This window comes from Endozoicomonas sp. ALE010, assembly GCF_049310165.1.
Lineage (GTDB): Bacteria > Pseudomonadota > Gammaproteobacteria > Pseudomonadales > Endozoicomonadaceae > Endozoicomonas.
Genome location: NZ_JBLYNV010000010.1, coordinates 40,584 through 64,104, shown reverse-complemented (window position 1 = coordinate 64,104; position 23,521 = coordinate 40,584). Strand labels below are relative to the sequence as shown.

Annotated in this window: 18 protein-coding genes and 1 riboswitch; of the genes, 9 read left to right on the top strand and 9 right to left on the bottom strand. The window is 50.6% G+C overall.

The window, feature by feature from the left end; translation table 11 throughout:
- Positions 1–155: 155 nt before the first annotated feature.
- Complete coding sequence (locus ACO6UY_RS06675; RefSeq protein ID WP_422446019.1) at positions 156–1,061, top strand: C2H2-type zinc finger protein; 906 nt, start codon at positions 156–158, stop codon at positions 1,059–1,061.
- Between the two features lie 40 nt (positions 1,062–1,101).
- On the opposite strand, the gene ACO6UY_RS06670 is transcribed toward ACO6UY_RS06675, so the two are convergent.
- Together ACO6UY_RS06670 and ACO6UY_RS06665 are read right to left on the bottom strand one after the other, a co-directional pair.
- Positions 1,102–2,586, bottom strand: coding sequence for a cryptochrome/photolyase family protein (locus tag ACO6UY_RS06670; protein ID WP_422446021.1), 1,485 nt, complete (start codon positions 2,584–2,586; stop codon positions 1,102–1,104).
- 24 nt (positions 2,587–2,610) lie between these two features.
- Entirely contained in the window at positions 2,611–3,360 is a 750-nt protein-coding gene (locus ACO6UY_RS06665; protein WP_422465627.1) for an SDR family NAD(P)-dependent oxidoreductase, read from the bottom strand.
- 277 nt (positions 3,361–3,637) lie between these two features.
- Here ACO6UY_RS06665 and ACO6UY_RS06660 point away from each other — a divergent pair, with 277 nt between their 5' ends.
- The 3 genes from ACO6UY_RS06660 to ACO6UY_RS06650 all read left to right on the top strand — a co-directional run bounded on the left by ACO6UY_RS06660 (position 3,638) and on the right by ACO6UY_RS06650 (position 7,335).
- The gene (locus ACO6UY_RS06660; RefSeq protein WP_422446025.1) at positions 3,638–4,771 is read left to right on the top strand and encodes a glycerate kinase; all 1,134 of its coding nucleotides are present in this window, start codon (positions 3,638–3,640) and stop codon (positions 4,769–4,771) included.
- A gap of 237 nt (positions 4,772–5,008) precedes the next feature.
- A complete protein-coding gene (locus ACO6UY_RS06655; RefSeq protein WP_422465625.1) occupies positions 5,009–5,719 on the top strand; it encodes a hypothetical protein in 711 nt (236 codons plus the stop codon).
- Positions 5,720–5,841: 122 nt separating this feature from the next.
- Positions 5,842–7,335: a hypothetical protein gene (locus ACO6UY_RS06650; RefSeq protein WP_422489425.1), complete on the top strand. Its 1,494-nt coding sequence runs from the start codon at positions 5,842–5,844 to the stop codon at positions 7,333–7,335.
- Between the two features lie 35 nt (positions 7,336–7,370).
- Here ACO6UY_RS06650 and ACO6UY_RS06645 read toward each other — a convergent pair whose 3' ends face one another.
- The 4 genes from ACO6UY_RS06645 to ACO6UY_RS06630 all read right to left on the bottom strand — a co-directional run bounded on the left by ACO6UY_RS06645 (position 7,371) and on the right by ACO6UY_RS06630 (position 10,356).
- Entirely contained in the window at positions 7,371–8,195 is an 825-nt protein-coding gene (locus ACO6UY_RS06645; protein ID WP_422446031.1) for a MetQ/NlpA family ABC transporter substrate-binding protein, read from the bottom strand.
- Positions 8,196–8,269: 74 nt separating this feature from the next.
- Entirely contained in the window at positions 8,270–8,926 is a 657-nt protein-coding gene (locus tag ACO6UY_RS06640; RefSeq protein WP_422446033.1) for a methionine ABC transporter permease, read from the bottom strand.
- On the bottom strand, positions 8,916–9,968 hold the full coding sequence (locus tag ACO6UY_RS06635) for a methionine ABC transporter ATP-binding protein (RefSeq protein ID WP_422465647.1): 1,053 nt from the start codon (positions 9,966–9,968) through the stop codon (positions 8,916–8,918). The genes ACO6UY_RS06640 and ACO6UY_RS06635 overlap by 11 nt, the downstream gene beginning before the upstream one ends.
- Before the next feature lie 49 nt (positions 9,969–10,017).
- A riboswitch (SAM riboswitch) is annotated at positions 10,018–10,093 on the bottom strand.
- Complete coding sequence (locus tag ACO6UY_RS06630; protein ID WP_422446035.1) at positions 10,072–10,356, bottom strand: hypothetical protein; 285 nt, start codon at positions 10,354–10,356, stop codon at positions 10,072–10,074. (Overlaps the previous riboswitch by 22 nt.)
- A 354-nt stretch (positions 10,357–10,710) precedes the next feature.
- Here ACO6UY_RS06630 and ACO6UY_RS06625 point away from each other — a divergent pair, with 354 nt between their 5' ends.
- Positions 10,711–11,316 (top strand): MarC family protein, encoded by a 606-nt coding sequence (locus ACO6UY_RS06625; protein ID WP_269674865.1) that lies wholly within the window; start codon positions 10,711–10,713, stop codon positions 11,314–11,316.
- Between the two features lie 193 nt (positions 11,317–11,509).
- Here ACO6UY_RS06625 and ACO6UY_RS06620 read toward each other — a convergent pair whose 3' ends face one another.
- The gene (locus ACO6UY_RS06620) at positions 11,510–12,097 is read right to left on the bottom strand and encodes a thymidine kinase (protein WP_422446037.1); all 588 of its coding nucleotides are present in this window, start codon (positions 12,095–12,097) and stop codon (positions 11,510–11,512) included.
- Between the two features lie 170 nt (positions 12,098–12,267).
- Between ACO6UY_RS06620 and ACO6UY_RS06615 the strand changes: the two genes are divergently transcribed.
- From ACO6UY_RS06615 to ACO6UY_RS06600, 4 genes are all read left to right on the top strand, one after another.
- Positions 12,268–14,733 (top strand): ATP-dependent helicase, encoded by a 2,466-nt coding sequence (locus ACO6UY_RS06615; protein WP_422489423.1) that lies wholly within the window; start codon positions 12,268–12,270, stop codon positions 14,731–14,733.
- A 129-nt stretch (positions 14,734–14,862) separates the two neighbouring features.
- Positions 14,863–16,353, top strand: coding sequence for an ankyrin repeat domain-containing protein (locus ACO6UY_RS06610; RefSeq protein ID WP_422446041.1), 1,491 nt, complete (start codon positions 14,863–14,865; stop codon positions 16,351–16,353).
- 82 nt (positions 16,354–16,435) lie between these two features.
- The gene (locus ACO6UY_RS06605) at positions 16,436–18,199 is read left to right on the top strand and encodes an RING finger protein (RefSeq protein ID WP_422489421.1); all 1,764 of its coding nucleotides are present in this window, start codon (positions 16,436–16,438) and stop codon (positions 18,197–18,199) included.
- Between the two features lie 120 nt (positions 18,200–18,319).
- A complete protein-coding gene (locus ACO6UY_RS06600) occupies positions 18,320–19,057 on the top strand; it encodes a hypothetical protein (RefSeq protein WP_422446045.1) in 738 nt (245 codons plus the stop codon).
- A gap of 306 nt (positions 19,058–19,363) precedes the next feature.
- On the opposite strand, the gene ACO6UY_RS06595 is transcribed toward ACO6UY_RS06600, so the two are convergent.
- On the bottom strand, positions 19,364–21,580 hold the full coding sequence (locus ACO6UY_RS06595; protein ID WP_422446047.1) for a YgiQ family radical SAM protein: 2,217 nt from the start codon (positions 21,578–21,580) through the stop codon (positions 19,364–19,366).
- A gap of 228 nt (positions 21,581–21,808) precedes the next feature.
- Positions 21,809–23,377: a long-chain-fatty-acid--CoA ligase gene (locus ACO6UY_RS06590; protein ID WP_422460714.1), complete on the bottom strand. Its 1,569-nt coding sequence runs from the start codon at positions 23,375–23,377 to the stop codon at positions 21,809–21,811.
- Between the last annotated feature and the right edge of the window lie 144 nt (positions 23,378–23,521).

Genomic DNA, 23,521 nt, shown 5'->3' with positions numbered 1-23,521 from the left:
AACAGGTATCTGAATATAATCAAATGAACGATTGTGAACGGGAACCATAAACCTACAAATATGTCAAAGCCGGGTTGCTGACCGAGAATAGACTACCCTACTCGACAGTAAATCGATCGGCCTCCCGGGAGGATTATCATACAAATGATAAACACATGAATTCAGCACGTTTAAATGCTTCAGGTGCAAAAATTGAGGCCATAGCCTCATATTTATTGACCAGGGCCAGTTCTGAGCAACCAGTATCGGGCACAACGTCCTCTCACAGAGAGGTAAGAGTTCAAGGCCAGCCTCTTGACTTGGGCATAAAACCAAAGCAGGGGGAGGAAAGGTCTGTGGCTCAAGACCTCAGGGAGAGAATGTGCAAATTAACCACCCCTGAAAACCAGGTTGCTGGCGGACTGGGTCAACAGTCTTCAGGGCCAGGTCAGGCAAGTCAACGTGTCGGATTTTATCACCCGACTGGGTTTTACGGTCAAAATTCACAAACTAATGAACAGCAGTACCTGCAGCCCAATACAGCAGCCCTACCATCAGAAAAGCGCAAGACTTATCAATGTTTATTGAATGGTTGCGATAAAACATTTACCCGCAATGAGCATCTGAAAAGACACCAACTCACTCATCTGGGTCACAGACCATTGAAATGTGAGTTTGAGGGTTGTGATAGCAGATTTTATTATCAGTCTGTTCTGAAAAGACATCGACGCATTCATACGGGAGAGAGACCGTTTGAATGTAAGAATTGCGATAAACGCTTTATCCAGAAGAGTAATCTGGAAATGCACAAACTCACTCATACAGGGGAGAAGCCGCATGAATGTGAGATTTGCAAAAAAGGATTTATCAGAAAGGGATGTTTGACAAGACACAAACTCACTCATACAGGGGAGAAGCCGCATAAATGTGAGATATGCAATAAAGGATTTATCAGAAAGGGATGTTTGACAAGACACAAACGCACTCATACAGGGGAGAGGCCGTATGAATGTGAGATTTGCAATAAAGGATTTATCAGAAAGGCAAATCTGGAAAGACACAAACGCGTTCATACGAGTTAGAAGCTATTCAAAATGAAGATGCTTCTATATCAAGGCCAGCTTATTGAGTGCGAATGGCCTGCCACGCCTCTAACGCTTTAGCCCGGGACTTTTTCAAATCAACCACAGGCGATGGGTAATTTTCCCCCAGGATAACACCTGACTGATAAAGGACATTGTCGTCGGCTTCCCAGGGCGCAAACAGATACTTATTCGGTACCCCGGAAAGCTCAGGTACATATCGACGTATATACTCGCCATCAGGATCAAACTTCTGCCCCTGGGTAACCGGATTAAAAACCCGGAAATAGGGTGCCGCATCCGCACCTGAACCCGCCACCCATTGCCAGCTTGCCGAGTTGCTGGACAGATCAGCGTCCACCAGGCAGTCCCAGAACCAGGCTTCCCCATGCCGCCAAGGCTGTAGCAGATTTTTGACCAGAAATGAGCCGACGATCATTCTCACCCGGTTGTGCATAAACCCGGTTTGCCGAAGTTCGCGCATCCCGGCATCGACAATGGGGATACCGGTCAGTCCCTTCTGCCACCGCCTGAGTTTTTCGGGATCATCCTGCCAGGGAAAGCCGTCAAACTTTGGCTGGAAATTTTGCTCCGGCAGTGTTGGGAAGTGGTACAGCAAATAGTAAGAAAACTCACGCCAGCCCAGTTCTGAGTGAAAACAGTCAAGGTCCGTCTCCACATTACTGTCGGTTGCAGCAGCCGCCGACGCGTACCAGACCTGATTGGGGGATACCTCACCAAAATGAAGATGGGCAGACAGTTGTGAAATGCTGCGCCTGGCAGGGAAATCACGCCCTACTTTATACCCATTCAGCCCCTCGCCCAGAAAATCCTGGAGTTTGTTTTTTGCCGCTGTCTCACCAACCCCTCTGCCCTGCTCACACCAGTAGGCATACAGATTATGGTCCCAGCGCACCTGTTTTGCCTCACCGGCAGACTCAGGATTATGGGCGGGGACAAAACCTCCGGCTGGCAATAGCTCAAGGTCATTGATGTCGCTTTTCGAGGTGGTATCAACACACCGGATTTTTTTCGGTACCGGCAATGGCTCCCTGGGCGGTTCAGCTACCAGGCACCCTTTGCGATAGTAAGGCGTAAATACCCGGTAGGGCGTTCGATCCTTTTTCAGCACGGTCCATGGTTCCCAGAGCAGGGAACCATTGAAGCTTTTGACTTCCAGCCCGTCATTTCGCAGGGCTTTCTTTATTTGCTGATCCCGCTGGATCCGCCAGGGCTCATAGCAGCGATTCCAATAAACGGCATCCACCTTATATTCCGCCGCCACCTCCGGAAGCACTTTTGCCGCGTCGCCCTGAAGCACCAGCAGTCGGCCTTTCAGAGCGTCGTTTAATGCTGCCAGTGAGTGGTGCAGCCACCAGCGGCTGGCCCTGCCGGGAGCCCATTGACCGGCAGAGTGATCATCCAGAATAAATACCGGAAGCACCTGGCCATTGCCAGCCGCCTCGAACAGAGAGGGGTTATCAGACAACCTGAGATCCTGACGAAACCAGTGAATAATAACCATCTTGTCTCCTTAGGTTTTGCACCATCAAAAAGGCAGCTTTTCGCCATCCCAGGCAAACATGTGACCACTGTCCCCTGGTGTCAACTGATCAATCACATGCAAAAGCCGTTCTGCCGAGTAGTCCGCTGAAAAGAGTTTACCCTCAGGCACGCCGGACTGAAACGGCATGGACAAATGACTATCCACTGTGCCCGGATGCAATGCAGCAATAATCGATGCTTTGTTTTTTCTGGCAATTTCGATGGCCAGGCTCTTGATAATCATATTCAGCGCTGCCTTTGATGCCCGGTAGGCATACCAGCCGCCTAATTGATTATCAGAAATGCTGCCCACTCTGCCGGATAACACGGCAAACACATTCTTACGGTTTCTGGCCAGCTTGGGAAGAAAATATTTGGCAACCATGGCGGGTCCGGTGGTATTGACGGCGAAGATTCTGGCAAAGTGATCGGGCTGGAAATCCTTGATGGATTTTTCCGGCTTCAGGCCTTCCCCCTCATGGAGGATACCGGTGGTGACTAACACCAGGTCCAACGGCTCCGAAATTTGATCCGCACCCTTGGCAATGCTGTTTTCATCCAGAAGATCCATGGGGTGAAAAACGGTTTTATTCACCTGGCCAAACTCAGGTTCACTGCGTGAAAAGGCATAAATTCTGGTGACTGTTGGTACCTGCTCCAGCCAATGGACCATGGCTTTGCCGATGGCACCGGAGGCTCCGATGACAGCAACATGCAAGCCCTCGGCAAATGAGTCCAGTTTCAATTCTGTCATGGAGCACTCCATATATCTGGCTAGAAAACCTTATTTAGAAGACAGCCTCAGGCAGACAGGCTGAATGGCGTTGCGTTTAACCGATTATTTCTATAAAAACTTCTCTACGGAACCTGTAACTCAACAGATCGTCCAACGGACTATGATTATCCCCCTGAATAAGTAGTTAACCAAATGAAATCATATTTTCTAACTAAGTGGACAGGCACTGTTTTTGCTGCTTTTCCGGGGCCGCCACACTGATTTACGGCACTCTTCAATACTGGGGGAACAGACCATGAAAATTGTTATTGCACCCGATTCCTTTAAGGAGTGTCTTACCGCAGCCAAAGTAGCACAGGCCATTGCAACCGGTTTGCAGCAGGTCCTGCCGGATGCCGAGTGCATCAAGGTTCCGGTTGCCGACGGTGGCGAAGGTACGCTGCAGTCACTGGTGGACGCTACCGGTGGCACACTGGTGGATGTTGCGGTAACCGGCCCAATGGGAGAGACCGTTCAGGCCTGCTTCGGCCTGCTGGGTGATGCTGAAACCGCTGTCATTGAAATGGCCGGGGCTTCAGGTATTGAGCTGGTACCCAGGGATCAACGCAACCCGATGCTCAGTACCACCCGGGGGACCGGAGAGTTGATTCTCAGCGCCCTGGACCAGGGCATTAAACGCATCATCGTCGGTATTGGCGGCAGTGCCACTAACGACGGTGGCTCAGGTATGATGCAGGCACTGGGGGTAAAACTGCTGGATGCTGATGGCCGGGAGCTGCCCCGGGGTGGTGCAGCGCTGTCACGTCTGTGTCGCATTGATACCGGTGCGATGGATAGACGACTCCAGACCATCGAGTTTATTGCGGCCTGCGATGTGGACAATCCACTTACCGGAGCCAATGGTGCCTCAGCAGTGTTTGGTCCCCAGAAAGGGGCGACTCCTGAGATGGTCGAACAACTGGACCAGGCATTGACACACTATGCCAGCGTTCTGCAACGGGACCTTGGCAAAGATGTTGGGCAACAGCCGGGAGCAGGCGCTGCCGGAGGCATGGGTGCTGCCCTGCTGGCGTTTCTGGATGCTGAACTGAAACCGGGTATTGACATCGTCATGGATGCCGTCGGCCTGGCAGAAAAACTGATCGGCGCTGATCTGGTGATTACCGGAGAGGGCCGGATTGATGGACAAACCGCGCAGGGAAAAACACCCGTGGGGGTTGCCCGGATTGCCAAACAGTTCAATCTTCCGGTGATTGCTCTGGCTGGCTCTGTGGGTTCCGATGTTGACGCGGTCTACGACTGTGGCATTGATGCGTTGTTCCCGATTGTTCACGGTGCAGTCCCACTGTCCGAGGCCCTGGCCAAAGGTGAGGAGAACCTGATCCGGGCAGCCAGAAACCTGGCCAGTGCCTTAATACTCCTGCGGTAATATTTTTGTTTTAACCACAAAGACACAAAGTAAAAGCATTTTTTTTGTTTGATCTTTGCTCTTACCAGTCTTCTTTGTGCCTTTGTGGTGCAAAGCGTCTGTTAATCAGCGTCAGGATTCATACCTTCCTGTTTGTGCTCCCCCACTGCAACCAATAGTGCAGGATGATACGACCATGCCGATATGGGCTATGAACTTCGTCATTTTTACCAGACTCAGCTTTACCCGGGATTGTTCATGGCCAAAGAACCTGAAGATAAAAATCAGCCCGATGATAACAGTGGCAATGTCATCGATATGTTCACCCGCAAGCCTCTGGACGAGGTTAACCTTCATCAGATTGTGCGCATTGCTCCTGAACTGGATGGTATGGAAATGCTCTACAGCAATGATGCCAATCCGGGCAAGCTGTTCAGCATGAAAATTCTCTGCTGGGCAATGATGAAAGACGGCACGGTTGATGCCCTCATCCCCTGGCTGAATAAGGTGGTACCTGCCCGTGAGCTCAATGACCCATTAAATGGCCACTGGGAAGGTTACTTTGACAAGATACACGACCATGCATTTTTCGACGTACCGGATCACAAGGTTGCGGAACTGGAAAACGCGGCCAATTACTACCCACCCATAGAGTCGGATGAAGCTGTCATTATTCAGGAAATCCCCGACACCATCGGCACCCATGCCATTCTGACCGAAGACCAGTTTAAAACGATTGTACTGGTTCATGTCACCAGCTGGCGTTTGTACAATGATGGCCGGGTCATGGCCATGGTGGCCGATGATAAAAAGGTCGATAACACACCGGTACTACCGGGCGATGAGTGCCTGTTTGCGGCCCAGGATCACGAACACTTCCATTACTTTTTCCATTATGTCATTGCGAATAAAATCAAACGTGGAGATCCGGAGGCTTTAGCGGCATTTACCCACCTGGTAGAAGGTTAATCCTTCTGCTATTGCCTGAATTAACCTGCACACTGCGAAACCACTTTCCAACCATTTCTGATTCCTTGTCAACCACAAAGTCGAGAGCTAGATTTTCCGGACTATTTAAAGAGAATAAAATTATGGATCTGAGTGCTGACAAAGCATTTGCTACTGATCACACATATTCCAAACCCAGAACTTTTGAGGACTTTGTTACCAAGACTACCTCCAGTGCTGAGGACGTACTGAAAAAGGCCAGGAGCTTTGGCTTTCGGGATGTTGATGTCCACTTTGGCTCCAAAAAAATTCCTCCGTGTGAAGATGATGACCAAACCATTTACATTCTTGATGGCAAGCGTTTCTGTTTTACTGGTTTAACAAAAAATACCGTGGATCAGAGAACCCCCAGGCTGGTCAAAAAATTTTTCACTCCTCCCATTCTGAGGAAAATATGTCAGTCTGATAATACCAGGGTGGAAGCTGCCTATGAAATGATTGGAAAAGCGTTTAAGTATCACGATTTCATTGAGGAAAGCGCCTGGAAATTCAGGCCAAAGAAAGAAAAACTCCTGGATTTTTTAAAAAGGAACAGTGACGGAGATCACTTCAAGTTTCTACGAGATATTTCCCTGGGAATGAAAGACGGACCAAATATTTCAGCTGATCGCAATGGCTATTACCTTTTGGCGCTTTGGGTTGAGTTATCAAATGCAATGTCTCCGGACTTTCATAGAAAAGATCTGTTCAAATGGAGAGATTTTGCCGTTGTAAAATGTCGACCTGAAAGACATAAACGAAAACCAATTCCTGAAATACTCATACCACGGCCGCGCAAAAAATTGAGAGTTGAAGAAAAAAACGACGCCTCCCCCTCAGCCGTAAACATTACGCTTTCAGGTTCCGGTAACAATCATCAGTGTTTGCCAGATAATCAACAGAAAAAGGCCGATACACAAAAACCATCAGATTTGGAGAGAACCTCAGCACAGCCCGATGCTGAGCATGATGCCGGAATTGAACAGCCAACCAGCCAGAACAATAAAGAACCTTTGGTGGATGCTTCTTCGTGTAGAGAAAACGTAACGCCTCAAAAAAGACTGACAAATTCTACATGCGATCCTCTACAGCCCAGTAAAATCAATAAACTGACGACAGAAACTGAGGTTTTACCCGTCAGAAATGAGCAGTTGCGAGAAAACCACAGTACCTTCTTAGAGATAAATGCCAAAGATTATGTGCCATCATGCAGTAATACCGACGACTCAGCTGTTTGCGACAGCGACCAATCAACTGTTTATGATAGCGACGAATCAACTGATTACGACAGCGACGAATCAACTGTTGATGATACGGATGAGGTCACTTGTGACAACACTGGCAGCCAAACTGCACAAAGCCATTCTATAGAAAAAGAAACAAGAGAAGAAAGTGAAAGTGAAAGTGAAAGTGAAATAACGATTCTAAAGGTCAACCATCTTTCTCAACAAGTCATAAAGAACCTTGAGCGTCTAAAGCAAACGCAAACGCAAACCAACCGGCCAGTGGTATCAGTATCCCAGAAGAGGCAGATGATGGTCACTTTACACGAAGGGGTAACGATGATTAACGGCCTCAAGGCCATAAAGCATAAATAATGCCGGAAGCAAACCGCTTCCAGCATGTAGAACATTTACTTCCAGCCAGCCACAGAACTCCCTTTAAACAGCTCCGCAGCCCTGGTTTCCACCGCATCCGTCTGATACGACTTAACCAGGGCCAGTACACGCGGGTCTGCCTGATTATCTTCACGGGTGACGATGATGTTCACATAGGGAGAGTCCTTATCTTCCACCAGCAGGGCATCACGGGTTGGGGTGTAACCCGCCGGTACCGCATAGGTGTTGTTGATAAAGGCCATATCCACATCATCCAGTGAGCGGGGCAGCTGAGCCGCATCCAGTTCAATAAACTGGAAGTCACGGGGATTTTCAATGATATCTGCCGGTGTTGCTTCCAGATTATTCACATCGTTCAGCTTAATAAAGCCACGCTGATGCAGAAGAATCAGTGTACGGCCTTCATTACTTGGGTCATTGGGAATAGCGATTTTGGCTCCATCCTGCAACTCACTGATGTCTTTCAACGTCTTTGAGTAAGCGGCAATGGGATAAACAAAGGTGTTACCAACGGCAACCAGCTTAAAGCCCCGGTCACGCACCATACTGTCCAGGTAAGGGCGATGCTGGAATGCATTGGCATCAATACTGCCGTCCGACAGCGCTACGTTTGGCGACACATAATCAGAGAACTCCACCAGCTCCACAGCCACATTATGGTCCTGTCTGGCGATGTCTACCGCCACTTTCATCACATCGGCCTCAGGCCCCGCCATCACCCCCACCTTCAGCGGACCTTCTGGATCATCCGACTGACCACAGCCTGCCAGCAATGCTGCTGACGCTAATACCGCCGAACTGGCCAGGATTTTTACTGTTTTTAGAATATTAAAAGTCATTGATTACTCCCGGACTTTAACAACATGCCATCAACATTAGTGACGTTGATGGATTCCCACCTTACAAATGATTATTAGTGACTGCGATCATAATAGTGCTGCAGGCGATCACCCACCATCTGCAGCAATTGCACCAGGGCAATCAACACCACCACCGTGGCCAGCATAATGACCCCATCAAACCGCTGGTAGCCATAACGGATGCCCAGGTCACCAAGGCCTCCGCCACCAATGGCACCGGCCATGGCCGAGTAGCTCACCAGCGTTACCAGCGTAATGGTCATGCCATTAATCAGCCCGGGCCTGGCCTCCGGCAGCAACACCCGGGTAACAATCTGCAACGGGCTGGCCCCCATGGACTGGGCGGCCTCCACCAATCCGGAAGGCACTTCATTCAAGGCACCTTCGGCAATGCGGGCAACAAACGGGATCGCCGCCACGGTCAGTGGCACAATCGCGGCGGTGGTACCAATGGAAGTACCGGTCAACAGTCGCGTCAACGGGATGATAGCCACCATCAGAATAATAAAAGGAATGGAACGCCCGGCGTTGACCATACCGCCCAGAACCAGGTTGGCAATGCGGTTTTCCAGAATACGCCCTTCCCGGGTCACGTAGAGCAGCACTCCCAGCGGGATACCGAGCAGAAAGCTGATGCCTCCGGAAAAGGCCACCATATAGAGGGTTTCCCAGAGCGCCTTGAACAACAGTGACCATGCATCAGCTGACATAACCAATCACCTCTACCTGGACCGTATTGTCTGGTGAGTTATGCAAGCCCTGCAAAAACTGCAGCGACTGCTCAATGCCTTCCGGCTCACCCATAATTTCCACCATCAAAAAGCCCATGGCTTTTTCATTGACCGTTTCAATATCTGCCTGCAGGATATTAAAGTCCGTGTTGAACTGTCTTGCCGCCCTGGTAATCAACGGCTGGACAACCCCCTGCCCGACAAAGGTAATGCGCACCACCGGCCTGGCACCTTCACAGGGTTCAGACTGGAACCGGGCTTCAATTTCTGCCACCGGCTTTTCATGAATCGCACTGCGCACAAACTCTTTGGCCAGATCCGTCCGGGGGTTGAGAAAGAACTGCTCTACCTCATTCTCTTCAATGATCTTGCCGAAGCTCATAATGGCCACTCGATCACAGATGGTTTTCACCACATCCATCTCATGGGTAATGATCAGAATGGTAATTTTAAGCTGACGGTTGATGTCTTTCAGCAGGGCAAGAATTGACCGGGTAGTCTGCGGGTCCAGTGCGGACGTGGCTTCATCGCACAACAGCACTTTCGGCTTACTGGCCAGGGCCCGGGCAATGGCCACCCGCTGTTTCTGACCGCCGGACAGCTGGGCAGGATAACTGTTTCTTTTTGAGTCCAGCCCGGTCAGTTCCAGCAGGGGCAGAACGGCCTGTTCTATTTCTGATTTGCTGGCACCGGCCAACTCCAGGGGAAGAGCGACATTATCATACACAGTGCGGCTGGACAGCAGATTGAAATGCTGAAAAATCATTCCAATGTTGTGACGGGCCTGGCGCAATAATTTCTCAGGTAGCAGAGTCAGGTCCTGACCATCCACAAGCACCTGGCCTGAAGTCGGTTTCTCCAGTAAGTTGACGCAGCGAATCAGCGTGCTTTTCCCTGCGCCACTGGAGCCAATCACACCGTAGATGGCACCTTCAGGCACCGACAGATTTACTCCGTCAATGGCCTTGACCTCGGTGTCCCCGGCGGCAAACACCTTGGTCAGGTTATTCAATTCAATCATATGCATAAAAAAACCACCCTGATGCTAACAGAGTGGTTTCATAAGGAATTCTTAATTGAAACCCTTCTTTTAGCGGAATTTGTAATGCGCCCGCAAGCCAAGGTCAAATCAGCGCATGGCGTGACAAACTATCCAAAATAGTGATTTCTGTCAACTTTCTCACTCTCCCGGTCTCACCTCCGGATACCTTCAAACGGCAGACAGAATAGCGGTTATACCTGAAATACTGCACGGAAAAAATCAGCGGTCCCGGTATCAGGGCAGGATCTATGTGATAGAGAAAAGGTGCGGCAACAACCGCCATGCCAAAGCCGATGGTTCCCTGGACAATAGCCCCCAGGCCAACAACCCCCATGGCAGCAACAACGTGCAGAAGTGACAGTTCCATGCAACGACATCCAGCCTTAGAAATTAACTCAGGCTCTGTTATATTGTTTTTTCGAATAAAAAAATAAGAATAAATTATATATAGTTAGCGATAGCCAAAACATAGGTACTGGTCACTTTTTTTTCCTGCTGTGTACCTAATCACTGGACAATTGACGTTTGTCTTATTTAATTGAAGAAGAAGGAATATTTTTATTCAGTCATGGTTGCCATTCTACCAGATATTGGATGTGTACAGGAACCATGAAATAACGAACAGATGTCGTCAGGTATTTGCGCAGTTTGACCGCTATTCCCAGGAATGGCTGCCCGGCTTCATCCTATAACACCCATAACCAACTGGGCAGGTACTATTATGGAGCTTTTCTTCAAAGACTTTATCATGCTCTGGTCCACCATTGACCCGGTCGGCACTCTGGCACTGTTCACTGGACTGACGGCACGACTGTCAGAAACACAAAAACGCCGAGTCGCCCTGAAAGCAACCATTTACGCCTTTGTCATCCTCCTTTCGGCACTGGTTCTTGGTCAGATTATTCTAAAGGCGATGAACATTCAGCTGATCTCCCTGCAGCTGGCAGGCGGAATCATCCTGTTTCTGTTCGGCTTGCAGATGATTTTTTCTGATCCTGAAGACAGTTCCGGGTCCAGGGAACCCGGTCACCAACTGGCCGTATTCCCTCTGGCGGTCCCCTCCATTGCCAGCCCCGGGGCGATTATGGCGGTGATTGTACTGACCGACAATCACGTCAAAACCTTCAGCCAGCAGGCCATGACCGCCGGTGCCATGACGCTGGTACTACTGGTCACCTGTGGCCTGATGCTGTTTGCCGACCGGATCTTTCGGGTGATTGGCCACAATGGCTCGGCCATTATCATCCGGGTAATGGGCATGATACTGGCCGCACTGTCGGTAGAACTGGTGATGACCGCCCTAGGGGTTCAGCGCTGGATGAGTTAGGAATGGTCAATAAGCTGCCTGCCGCCCGAAAAAGACAGCCTGCTTATGCTTATGCGGGAGGCGGGCAACGGGAAGCGCTTAGGAATTGTCTTTTATTTCCGTTCACCCTGAGCTTGTCGAAGGGTCGTGCCACCGAACTTCGACAAGCTCAGTCCGAACGGAGTCAGGCAATGAAAATAGGGAAGTTATTTCCTTAGCTCCCAAGCCCCATCATCGACTTATAGTGCTTTCGACAAACAGAAAGATAGCGGTCATTGCCCCCTATCTGCACCTGGCTGCCGCTTTTTACCGGCTTACCGTCACCGTCAAGACGCAGCTGCATATTGGCCTTTTTCTCACAGCACTTGCAGATGCTTTTCAGCTCGGTAAGTTCATCAGCAATACTGAGCAACACTTCACTGCCGGCAAACGCCTTACCAAAAGCATCGGTGCGCAGGCCAAAGCAAAGTACCGGAATACCCAGCACATCCACCACATCCGACAGTTGCCACACCTGCTCCGGGGTCAGGAACTGTGCTTCATCGACCATAACACAGGCGATATAGTCTTCACTGTGCTCTCTGGCAATTTGCTGCTTCAGGTCATCACTCTGGGAAATGGCCACCGCTTCACTTTGCAGGCCAATCCTTGAGGTGATTCTGCCGACACCAAAACGGTCATCAATCACCGGAGCCAGCAACAACACCCGTTTACCGGCACTCTCATAATTATGAGCTGACTGCAGAAGGTAGGTACTCTTGCCCGAATCCATGGAAGAAAAATAGAAATAAAGTGAAGCCATTACACGGTGATCCTTGGTGTTGATGGCCTCATTATTCCGTCATTGTCGCTTTATCTCCACCGAAATTTCCGTACCCCGGCTTCGGAAGATGACGCATGCGCTATCTATGGAAGTCGCGCAAATTTTGCTAGCCTTGCACTTTCCAAACGCTATCAACAGCACCTGACTGAATGAAACTGACGCCCCACCAGCAAGCAGTTGCCGACCACGATAAAGACCATGCCCTCTGTATTGCCGTGGCTGGCTCGGGCAAAACCTCAACCCTGGCACAATTGGTCAGCAACCTGCTGTGCAAAGGGGCTGACCCGCGTCGATTGATGGTGATGATGTTTAACAAAGCGGCCCAGATCGACTTTGCCAAAAAGCTTCGCACTCTGACCAGTAGTCCGTTGGCAGACTTGCCGGAAAACCAGCGGCAGCTCCCGGAAATCAGAACCTACCACGCCACAGGGCTGAAACTGCTCAGAACTCTGGAAGGCTGGCAGATAAGACCCCCCTACAACAAACAACCGTTATCGGAGAAAGTCGTTGAGCTACAGGTCAGGACACTGATCCTGAAACTGGCACCGGAAACCATTAAGGACCGGATGCGCTCGGATGCTGCCCGTCTGATCGAAGCGGCCATCAGCTTTATTGAATCGGTCAAAGCCCATTTAACCAGCCCTGAGCTATGGTTTGAGCAATCCGGTTATACCGATGACTATCGCTTTTTCATCAAACTGTTTCATCAGTTTGAGCAGTGGCGCCATCAACAGCGATCAATCACCTTCACCGATATGCTGTACGACCCGGTGACACTGATCCGGGCACATCCGGAACTGGTGCCCAAAGTGGCTGATAAAATGGACTTTATCATCGTTGATGAATACCAGGATACCTCAACCCTTCAGCATCAGTTTACCCGGCTGATTGCCGGACAGCGCGCCCGAATGATTGCCGTTGGCGATCCCGACCAGACGATCTACGAATTCGCCGGTGCCAATATCGACAACATTCTGAACCATTTTCAGCAGGACTATGGCACTACCGGTGACGTTAAAGAACTCACCATGCCCCACACCTTTCGCTATGGTCACAGTATTGCCCTGGCTGCCAGCCATTTAATCAGCCAGAACCGGTCCCGCAAAAATGTGCTCTGCATTGCCCATCCGGACAACGCGCCCTCCCTGATTCGCATCAGTCAACCGGGTGCAGACGACAGTCGTTTTGTGGTTGAGGCGCTGACCGAATATCTGGCATCCGGAACACCACCGGAAGATATTGCCATTCTGGTGCGGGTCTGGGCCCAGGCCGTGCCCATTGAGCTGAACCTGCTGGAAATGGGCCTTCCCTACAGCAGTGACGGCCCCTCGCTGTTTCAAAGGCCGGAAATTGCCTCACTGATCGATGCCATGACCCTGGCCAGTGGTGGCTTTGCCGGGCTACTGCCAGAGGTTCGTTCCCATAAGTTGGCAAGACTTCTGACCCTGCCCCATATCGGCCTTAAACAACAGTATATTGACTGGCTTTGCCAGCAGCTGAAGGACCAGAGCCACCAATTGGGTAAAACCCTGGGCAAGCTAGCAACCAACATCAAAGACATCAGTGACTTTCAGGTGCGAAAACTGACACAAAGGGCAGAACTGTTCTCATGGCTGGAGCACAATGGCAACAAACACAAGGCCCATACGCTGATCGCCCGGTATATTCAACAATCCGAAATATACGACAGCCTCAAATCCATGAGCCTCAATGAACAGAGAACGGATGAACAGATTCTGGCAATCAAAGGTTTTCATCGTTTCCTCAAACAGCTGAACGAAGACACCGCCCACTGTTGCCTGCACATTGCTGAATTAATCGAGAAGCAGAAGCAACAGAAAGATCAGAGACAACGATCGACTCACGGCATCAAGCTCAGCTCCTGCCATCGTTCCAAGGGGTTGGAATGGCCGGTTGTGTTAATCCCGGGACTGACCCGCCAATACTGGCCGTTCCTCAGGGAAGATGAAATGGCTAACCTGTCGGCCAGGACCAGTAATGCTATTGAGTCTGAGCGTCGCCTGCTCTATGTCGCCATGACCCGTGCCAGACAGCAATTACACCTGTTTACCGCACAGGGCGAGCTCACCCGTCTTTCCAACAAAGATGCCAACAAAGATGCCAACAAAGATGCCAAAAAAGATTCCGGAAAACGTTCACGGTCAGCTGATGGCCAACCCCTTGCCGGAAAAGATCACCAGGACAGCATCAGCCCCTTTTTACTGGAAATGAACCTGCCCCATGTCTTATCCCTGGGCAACCTGCTCCATGAAGATGCCGATGACGACCTGGCTGAAGCCATCGATAAAATCGGTCTTACGCCAGTATCAAGACGTTACGTCTGCTCAGCCCGGGCGACACTGGCCGAACGACTGGAAGCAGTGCCCGACATTGCGATAAACGACGAATCCACGGGCTCTGCCAACACAGGAGCCAGTATACCCTCCGACGCGCCATGGCAGCTCAAGGCCATTATTGATCATGCCATCTTTGGTCGCGGAGAAGTGATTGAGGTTAATGACCGTAATTTCTCCATCCGTTTTGACAGTCGCCAACACGGCGTCAAACGGTTTGCCAGAATTGAAGAGGTTCGCCATCTATTCAGCGTGCTCTGAATTACCGTGGCTGTTTTTATACGACTATAAACGCTTATCCAGAAACACCTTGTTCATAATGCTGTTTTATGGAATTTTTCCTGCTGTTTTCAGTCCTAGTCATTATCTGCATCAAAACAGCCCAAAGAAATGAATAGCGTCAGCAGCAACACAAATCCCTCATTTACCTGTTCTATCTGCCTTGGTAGCAACGAAGTCACCACAGGGCAATCTGCCTGGCACAAAACACCGGTCCGAACTTCCTGCCAACCAAAACCTCATTTTTTCCACCTGGGATGCATCACCGAATGGCTTGACGGTGACCTGCAAAAGGGAAAAAGCCTCGATCAACGCCAATGCTGTGATTGCAAACAACCGGCACTGCCGCTGGTTCGTGTGAACGGGAGCCGCATCCTGGAAAATGATTCATTTTATTGTGAATCCCTGGTGCTTCATGTCTGTCGTACCGGGGATCTGACAACACTGAACAAGCTTCTGGCCCTTGATGCCAGTCTGGCAGCACAGATTTACCTCTCGGCGGTCACCGATTGGGCTGTATACCCGTTAGCTATCGCCATTGATTCCGGCCATATCGATTGCGCCCAGGCACTGATCAACCACCAGGCCGATGTCAAAGCCGCTGATCAGGAGGGTCGGACGCCCCTGCACATTGCGGCTGAGAATGGCAACGTCCAGTGCCTGAAATGGTTGGTTACCCATGGAGCAAGTGTCAATGCCACCAATAAGTTCTGCGAAACGCCCCTGCATATTGCCACCAAAATCGGCATCACCGAGGTCCGTCAACAATACGTTGCCAGGGGCTTAAATATCAATGAAGCCTTCTTTGGCTACCGGATGCTCAAACCGTATACCAGCAAAAAAGAAAACGACACAGGATGCCTGAAAGAGCTGCTTGCTAACAGCGAAGTAAATACCAATGCCAGTAATTACGATGGCGTCACGCCCCAGATGATCGCAGCATTATGGGGCAAATCCGAGCATCTGAAATTGCTGCTCGACGCAGGAGCAGATAGCAATATCGCCGATAATATAAACTGGACAGTTCTCCATTTCGCTGCCTTAAGCGACTGTCCAGACGCCATCGATTTGTTACTGCCCCATGTTCAACGCGACAAGGTCAGCAGGCAGGATATTTATGGTTTTACGGCTATCCACTTAGCGGCCATAAATAACTGTGCAGAGTCCCTCAAGGTGTTGCTGGCCACTCCCGGCTCCCGGGTCAATAAGCGGAGTTACAAGGGCTTGACCGCTCTCCACATCGCTGCAAAATACGATAATACAAAGTCCGTCGAGACACTACTGGCCAATCCAGACATCCGGGTCAATATGAAAACCAACAAGGGCTGGACCGCTCTCCAGATCGCTGCTAAACACGGCAATACAGGATCTCTCAAAGCGTTACTGGCCTCTCCCGGTATCCAGGTCAATAAAAAGGTTAATGGCAGGACGGCTCTCCACCTGGCGGCAACACACGGCCACTTCAGGTGTATCGAAGCGATGCTGTTCACTCCGGGCATCCAGATCGATGAGCATACTGACGATGGTATGTCGGCTCTTAGCCTGGCGACCATCCATGGCCACAGACGGTGCATGGATCTCCTGATTGTATTCGGGGCCTGACATCTGGAACACCAGCCGACAAATTAGCGGGACCCGGTTAACACTGGCATTGCATTCATTCAGCGTTGGTTGCCACAGAAAAATGCCTCCCGGGGAACCAAATAAGATAACGCAAACCGATTCAAGTCAGATAAAGCACATGCAAGTACCAGGCTCGGCCCAAAATAACCAGCCAGCGACTTCTTATCAAACTGAGCTGGACAACTGCCCTGTTTGTCTTTCGCCGTTTGCAGGAAAAAGAGTCGTGGTGACTGATTGTCGTCACATGTTTCACAGAAAATGCCTGAGGCGTTGGCGGCTGGAAGAAAATATCTGTCCTCTATGTAGAGCCACTCTTAACCAGAGGAGCGCCCAACAAAGGCCTATCGTCGAGCGCTACACCCCTTATCCAGATCCAAACACCCGTTCGTTATTTGCCGCCCGCCCCGGGCGCTGGTTCCCCTCCGGCCTGATGAGTTGGTTGAGCCAAACCGGCGCTCACCCCAGCCTGCAGGACCATGACGTTATGAGAGCCATGGCCAGCATGACTAGCGGGCGCAGCTCTCTTCGGATGACGCATGTAAACCAACTCCTCAGTCTCCCTTGCCTGCAGGAAAACGGCGCATTGAACCGACCCCTTTTTATGATCATTGCAAGCATGATGCGAGGGCGAGGGTTACCCCAAATGAGGGCGCTGGAACTATTCATCAATCACCCCCGCCTGCAGGAAAATGGCGCAGTGGACCTGTCACTTTTCTGCACCATTAGAAAAATGATGTTCGAGCGTGGGTTACCTCGAATAAGTGAGCTGGGCCGTTTCCTCAATCACCCCCGGCTGCAGGAAAATGGCGCATTGAACATGCCCCTTGTCACAGCCATTGCAGACATGATGGACAGGCGTGGGTTACCCCCAATGGGGCAGCTGGACCGACTCCTCAATCATCCCCGCCTGCAGGAAAATGGCACAGTGAACATACCCCTTTTCACAGCCATTGCAGGCATGATGGGCGGGCGCGGGTTACCTCGAACGGGGCAGCTGGAGCAACTCCTCAATCATCCCCGCCTGCAGGAAAATGGCGCATTGAACCTGCGCCTTTTCAGAGTCATTTCAGAACTGATGCCACGTCGTGGGCTACCCCAAATGGTGGAACTGGAGGCACTCCTCAATCACCCTCGCCTGCAGGAAAATGGCACCTTGAACCTGCCCCTTTTCAGGGCCATTGCGGGCATGAGGAACTATCACGGGTTGCCCCGAATGAGTCCGCTGGACCGCTTCCTTAATTACCCCTGCCTGCAGGAAAACGGCACATATAACCTGCCCCTATTCTACGCCATTACTGGCATGATGCATGGGCACGGGTTTCCTGGATTGCGTGAGTTGGAACGACTGGTCAAACACCCTCGCCTGCAGGAAAATGGCGCATTAAACATGCCCCTTTTCATCGCCATTGCAGGCATGATGCACCATCAAGGGTTACCCCGCATGGGGGAGCTGGAGCCACTCCTCAATCACCCCCGCCTGCAGGAAAATGGTGCATTAAACATACCTCTTTTCAGCGCTATTGCAGGCATGATGCACAGTCAGGGGTTACCCCAGTTGAGGGAGCTGGACCAACTCTTCAATCACCCTCACCTGCAGGAAAATGGCGCAGTGAACATGACCCTTTTCAGCGCCATTGCGGGCATGATGCACAAACAGGGGTTACCCCAATTAAGAGGACTGGAACAACTCCTCGATCACCCTCAACTGCAGGAAAATGGCACATTGAACCTGTTCCTGTTATGCAACATGGCTGTCGCCATGCACGGGCGCGGGATTCCATCTTCTGCTGAGGATTTGGACACTATGATCCGGCAATACCTATAGCGGTTACTGCCACTGACGGATTGATTGTTAGCAATACTAACCAGGAGGTCAGTTTAAAATCTCAAAAAATATAATAGCTTGGAAAAAATAATTAAATAGATAACAAAAAGGAACATTAATATGTTGAATTATATCAAGATGAAATCTCTTGCCCTGGGCCTTCTAAGTACCTTTGCCCTGATCAGTATCAGTTTCGCATCAGAGCCAATCTTTCATGGACAAAGCCCTGAAACTGAATCCTTTGCGGCAAAGCTTGGTATTGAACGCCAAGTGTATTATCCATCTGAATCCCAGCTATTTGCCTACTACGCCCATGTTGAAGCTGAATCCATGACAAAAGTGGACAGTGCCGAAGCCAAACAGGTCCATCATCAAATCAACCAATTGATTTCCGGTTTTACCCCCCGGGAACCGGATGCAATACACATGCACCTCGACCATCAGCACAAGGATAACGGCCGATTTGATGAGTTATACGATGTATTGCAGGCAAAAGCAGAGGAATTGGGACTAACTGTGTCTTTACGGGAAAATTCCAATGCCAGCCCTTCCCAGTACCCACCCATACAGCGTACCAGTGTTCTGGAAATTATGCTGGGAAAACCTGAAACAATGAACACATTGATCAATTACGCGGCCGACATCTATCAGCAGTACCTGGCAACAGAACAACTGAATCCGGCAGATTCATGCCTGTTTGTTCACCCCCAGTACACTCCGGACGAGAGTAATCCCGCAGAACAATACCTGTTCCATTACAAAGGGGACATCATGTTGAGTAATCCGGTCAACTGCGCTGTTTCCCACAACTATGCAATCAATCTGCTGAATAGATTACTGAACATGCAAGGAAGATAAAGCGCATATCATTAAGAATGAAAAATCAGCGCTATTTTAACAGACAGGCCAGTCCGGACATCCGGACTGGCCTGACACATGGTGTCAATGAGTTTGACGGGTTGTCGTGCCTCCGCACTTCGTTCGTCCTGAGCCTGTCAAAGGACCCATAGGGCCTAAAGGCGGAAACTCCGGACTCTGATAGATCGTGCCAAGCACCCTTCGACTCCGCTCAGGGTGAACGGAGATTGTGCTCGTCAAACTCATTGAAACCATGTACACAATGTTCATTCCCATGCCCGGGAGATATTTAAACGGTCATTAAGTTTACCTGCCCCGACCTTTTTTCTGCCGGGATGTTGGACTCTTTGATGTTCTGGAATTGCGATTATCCCACTGACCGCCCCGGGCTTTCTGGAAATCACCCTGCGATTGTATCCGCTGGCCAGATCTTCTTTGCCCCTTGTTTTCCTCTTCCGGAATCAATTGATGCTTACCGGAACCAATCAGGTCGGAACGATTCATATCCCGCAGGGCCTGGCGCAGGAAGGGCCAGTTTTTCGCATCATGGTAACGGAGAAAGGCCTTTTGCAAACGACGCTGATCCAATGTTCTTGGCGTATACAAACGGGGGCTTTTGTAGCTGATCCGCTTCAGCGGATTCTTCTGGGCATAATACATGGCCGTGGCCAGCGACATGGGCGATGGATAAAACGTTTGCACCTGATCCACACGGAACTTGTTTTTCTTCAGCCATAAAGAAAGGTTCAACATATCTTCATCTTCACAGCCGGGGTGAGCGGCAATAAAGTAAGGAATCAGATACTGTTTTTTACCTGCCTTTTGGGAGAAGTGTTCAAACATCTTTTTAAAGGCGTCATAGGTGCCCATCCCCGGCTTCATCATCAGATCGAGGGTGCCTTTTTCCGTATGTTCCGGGGCAATCTTTAAATAGCCACCCACATGGTGCGTCACCAGCTCTTCCACATATTCCGGGTCTTCCACCGCCAGGTCATAGCGCAGGCCGGAGGCAATGGCAATTTTCCTGATACCCGGCAGGGCACGGGCTTTCCGATACAGCTCTGTGGTCTTCTTGTGGGAGGTTTTCAGGTTTTTACAAATCCCCGGAAAGACACAGGAAAGTCTACGACAACTGGCCTGGATCTTGTCATCCTTGCAATTGAGATAGTACATATTGGCGGTTGGACCACCCAGGTCGGATATCTGCCCGGTAAAGCCCGGTACTTTTTCCCGAATATCTTCCAGTTCGGCAATCACCGATTCATGGGAGCGACTCTGGATAATACGACCTTCATGCTCAGTAATGGAACAGAAAGAACACCCTCCAAAACAGCCACGCATGATATTGACCGAGGTTTTGATCATCTCGTAGGCCGGAATATTGGCATTGCCATAAGACGGGTGTGGACGACGCTGGTAAAACAGGCCAAACACACCATCAATCTCAGGGGTTGCCAGGGGGATGGGTGGCGGGTTCACCCAGAGTTCACGGTTGCCATGCTTCTGTACCAGCACCCGGGCATTATGGGGGTTGGATTCCTGGTGCAGTACCCGGGAAGCATGGGCATAAAGCACCGGGTCTTTGCGCACCTTGTCAAATGATGGCAACCGTATGCAGGTGGAGGCCGGGTCCAGCTGCTGGTTGCGATGCAGAGGCATGGGGATAATGCGCACCGGCTGCACGTCATTCTCACCCGCTGACTCAGGCTGATTGCCGGTTTTGCTATCACAAACCGTCTCTTCTACCTCAGCATAAGGGCTCAGGCCATAAGCTTCTTCCAGGGACTGAATATCCCGGGGCCAGTCAATCCGTGATGAATCAATTTCAGTCCAGCCGGAAGGCAGCGCCGGTTTTATCACCACGGTTCCCCGGATATCATCAATCTCCCGAATGGTCATGCCTTTCGCCAATCGATCCGCCACTTCGGCCAGCGCCCGCTCGGCATTACCATAAAGCAGAATATCGGCGGTGGCATCGATCAATACGGAACGACGCACTTCATCACTCCAGTAATCATACTGGGCAATACGACGCAAACTGGCTTCAATACCACCAAGCACCACCGGAACATCACTGTATGCTTCCTTACAGCGCTGGCTATAGACGATCACCGACCGGTCCGGTCGCTTGCCCGGCTGTGCGTTCGGTGTATAGGCATCGTCATTACGCACTTTCAGGTCGGCAGTGTAGCGGTTAATCATGGAGTCCATGTTGCCGCCAGTCACACCGAAGAACAGGTTTGGCTTGCCCAGCCGTTTGAAATCTTCCGGGTTGCTCCAGTCCGGCTGAGCAATAATCCCAACCCGAAAACCCTGGGATTCCAGGAAACGGCCAATCACCGCCATACCAAAGCTGGGGTGGTCAACATAGGCGTCGCCGGTCACAATAATAATGTCGCAGGAATCCCAGCCAAGCGCATCCATCTCTTTACGGGACATGGGCAACCAGGGCGACGTGCCATAGCATTCAGCCCAGTACTTGGGATAGGAGAAAAGGTCCGGTGCGGTTTTCGGTGTGGGCATGGATTCTTGGGTGCTGTGATGAAAAACCGGCTATTTTCACAGAAATCGCCCGTCAGTCCTACCCCGGTATTTAAATCAACAACCACCAAATAGCGAAAGGTTAATAAGACAAACCGGCCCATTGCCATAAAAAACTGTCAATACAACGAAGACTACAGCCCTTTATGCTCTCCCTCTCAGGGTAGACATTAAGGAATTCATGTCAGAAAACCGGTTACTTTTTAATGTCTACCGTAAGTGCTCTCCCTTCACCTGCTCTCGCAACGCTCTCTTTAATACTTTACCCGTGGCACTGAGCGGGAATTCCTGAAAAATCCGTACATAGCGCGGGTATTTGTAGTCCCCAAGCTGTTGCCGTGCCCAGGTCTTCACCAATTCCGGCGACAGCTCACAACCTTCACGCAGGATCAGGCAGGCCATAATCTCTTCAACGTAATAATCATCAGGTACCCCAATGACCGCCGCCTGCATAATATCGGGATGAGCGAGCAACACCTCCTCAACCTCACGGGGGTAAACATTAAAACCGCCACGTATAACCAGATCTTTCTTCCGGTCTACTATGTAGTAGTTACCCGCTTCATCACAGCGGGCAATATCGCCGGTTCGGAACCAGCCATCTTGCAACACCGCTGCCGTCTGTTCCGGCTTGTTAAAGTACCCTTTCATCACGTTATGACCACGAATGGCCAGCTCACCATCCTGACCAAAAGGCAGAGCATTTCCCTCATCGTCAACCACTTTCAGTGCTACACCGGGAATCGGCCGACCAATGGAGCCGGGAATGCGTGCCTGATCCAGAGTATTGAAACAGGCGACCGGCGACGTCTCCGAGAGACCATAACCTTCAAGAAGGGTGACGTTGAAATTGCCCTCAAATGCCTGCAAAACATCTACAGGCATAGGGCCTCCACCACTGACACACAACCGCAACTTATCGGTAATGGCCTGTCGTTCACCGGCAGACAACTCCGCCTGCGCACCATTCAGGGCAATATACATGGTGGGTACACCAGCGAAATAGCTGATCTGCTCCTGCGCCAGCAGCTTCAGGGTTGTCAATGCCTCGAAACGAACCATCAACACCATGGTGGATGCTGATGCCACGGCATGGAGCATATGGGCCGTCTGGGCAAAACTATGGAACAACGGCAAAACCACCAGATGACTATCATTGACACCGGTCATCAATAAGGCCGAGCAGATAAGCGCATTCATCGACAGGTTATAGTGAGTCAGCTCAGCACCTTTTGGCCGTCCGGTGGTGCCGGACGTATAGAGAATGGCGGCAGTATCTTCCGGGGCCCTGTCCTGCGGGTCGGCCATTGAGCCGCCGGATAGCAATGCGGATAGCGTGGACTCACCTCGCCATTCATCCTGGCTGAGGTCTACGGTAATAACAAAAAAGTGTTCACAGCTGCTCACCCGTTGACAGGCTTCAAGTCCAAACTGCCCCAATGGCAGTTCATCCGAACCTTGAAAACACAGATAGGCGACAGCCTGACTGTCGGTAAGATGATAGGCGATCTCTTTTGGCTTCAGCAGAATATTCAACGGCACCACAACCGCACCGGCACTGAGAATACCGTAATAAACCATCATGAATTGGGGAATATTCGGGCAACTGACCGCCACCCGGTCACCGGGCCGGATACCTGTTTGCTGCAACCCCTGACCAATAGTGGCTGCCGTATCTTTTAATACCTGATAACTGATACGCCGTTCACCCGCAACAATGGCGGTTTTATCGGGATAAACAGCAGCGCTCCGGAACAGGAAATCAGCAAGATTGGGCATGAAACCAACACCCCGGGGAAATAAAATGGACTCCCCAGAACATAGACACCTACCGGTGAAAGCTCAAATTGACACTTTAAAACAGACTGGTTTGTGACGTGATGATGTTGTCAAAATCCATATCAACAAACGGCAGGAAGGTAA

Excerpts from the sequence above, each read along its gene's own strand:
- ACO6UY_RS06645 (WP_422446031.1), bottom strand. The coding sequence starts at position 8,195 with ATGACTTTTAATATTCTAAAAACAGTAAAAATCCTGGCCAGTTCGGCG.
- ACO6UY_RS06640 (WP_422446033.1), bottom strand. The coding sequence starts at position 8,926 with ATGTCAGCTGATGCATGGTCACTGTTGTTCAAGGCGCTCTGGGAAACC.
- ACO6UY_RS06600 (WP_422446045.1), top strand. The coding sequence starts at position 18,320 with ATGTTGAATTATATCAAGATGAAATCTCTTGCCCTGGGCCTTCTAAGT.
- ACO6UY_RS06605 (WP_422489421.1), top strand. The coding sequence starts at position 16,436 with ATGCCTCCCGGGGAACCAAATAAGATAACGCAAACCGATTCAAGTCAG.
- ACO6UY_RS06665 (WP_422465627.1), bottom strand. The coding sequence starts at position 3,360 with ATGACAGAATTGAAACTGGACTCATTTGCCGAGGGCTTGCATGTTGCT.
- ACO6UY_RS06615 (WP_422489423.1), top strand. The coding sequence starts at position 12,268 with ATGAAACTGACGCCCCACCAGCAAGCAGTTGCCGACCACGATAAAGAC.
- ACO6UY_RS06655 (WP_422465625.1), top strand. The coding sequence starts at position 5,009 with ATGGCCAAAGAACCTGAAGATAAAAATCAGCCCGATGATAACAGTGGC.
- ACO6UY_RS06610 (WP_422446041.1), top strand. The coding sequence starts at position 14,863 with ATGAATAGCGTCAGCAGCAACACAAATCCCTCATTTACCTGTTCTATC.
- ACO6UY_RS06595 (WP_422446047.1), bottom strand. The coding sequence starts at position 21,580 with ATGCCCACACCGAAAACCGCACCGGACCTTTTCTCCTATCCCAAGTAC.
- ACO6UY_RS06635 (WP_422465647.1), bottom strand. The coding sequence starts at position 9,968 with ATGATTGAATTGAATAACCTGACCAAGGTGTTTGCCGCCGGGGACACC.
- ACO6UY_RS06670 (WP_422446021.1), bottom strand. The coding sequence starts at position 2,586 with ATGGTTATTATTCACTGGTTTCGTCAGGATCTCAGGTTGTCTGATAAC.
- ACO6UY_RS06625 (WP_269674865.1), top strand. The coding sequence starts at position 10,711 with ATGGAGCTTTTCTTCAAAGACTTTATCATGCTCTGGTCCACCATTGAC.
- ACO6UY_RS06620 (WP_422446037.1), bottom strand. The coding sequence starts at position 12,097 with ATGGCTTCACTTTATTTCTATTTTTCTTCCATGGATTCGGGCAAGAGT.
- ACO6UY_RS06660 (WP_422446025.1), top strand. The coding sequence starts at position 3,638 with ATGAAAATTGTTATTGCACCCGATTCCTTTAAGGAGTGTCTTACCGCA.
- ACO6UY_RS06590 (WP_422460714.1), bottom strand. The coding sequence starts at position 23,377 with ATGCCCAATCTTGCTGATTTCCTGTTCCGGAGCGCTGCTGTTTATCCC.
- ACO6UY_RS06675 (WP_422446019.1), top strand. The coding sequence starts at position 156 with ATGAATTCAGCACGTTTAAATGCTTCAGGTGCAAAAATTGAGGCCATA.
- ACO6UY_RS06630 (WP_422446035.1), bottom strand. The coding sequence starts at position 10,356 with ATGGAACTGTCACTTCTGCACGTTGTTGCTGCCATGGGGGTTGTTGGC.
- ACO6UY_RS06650 (WP_422489425.1), top strand. The coding sequence starts at position 5,842 with ATGGATCTGAGTGCTGACAAAGCATTTGCTACTGATCACACATATTCC.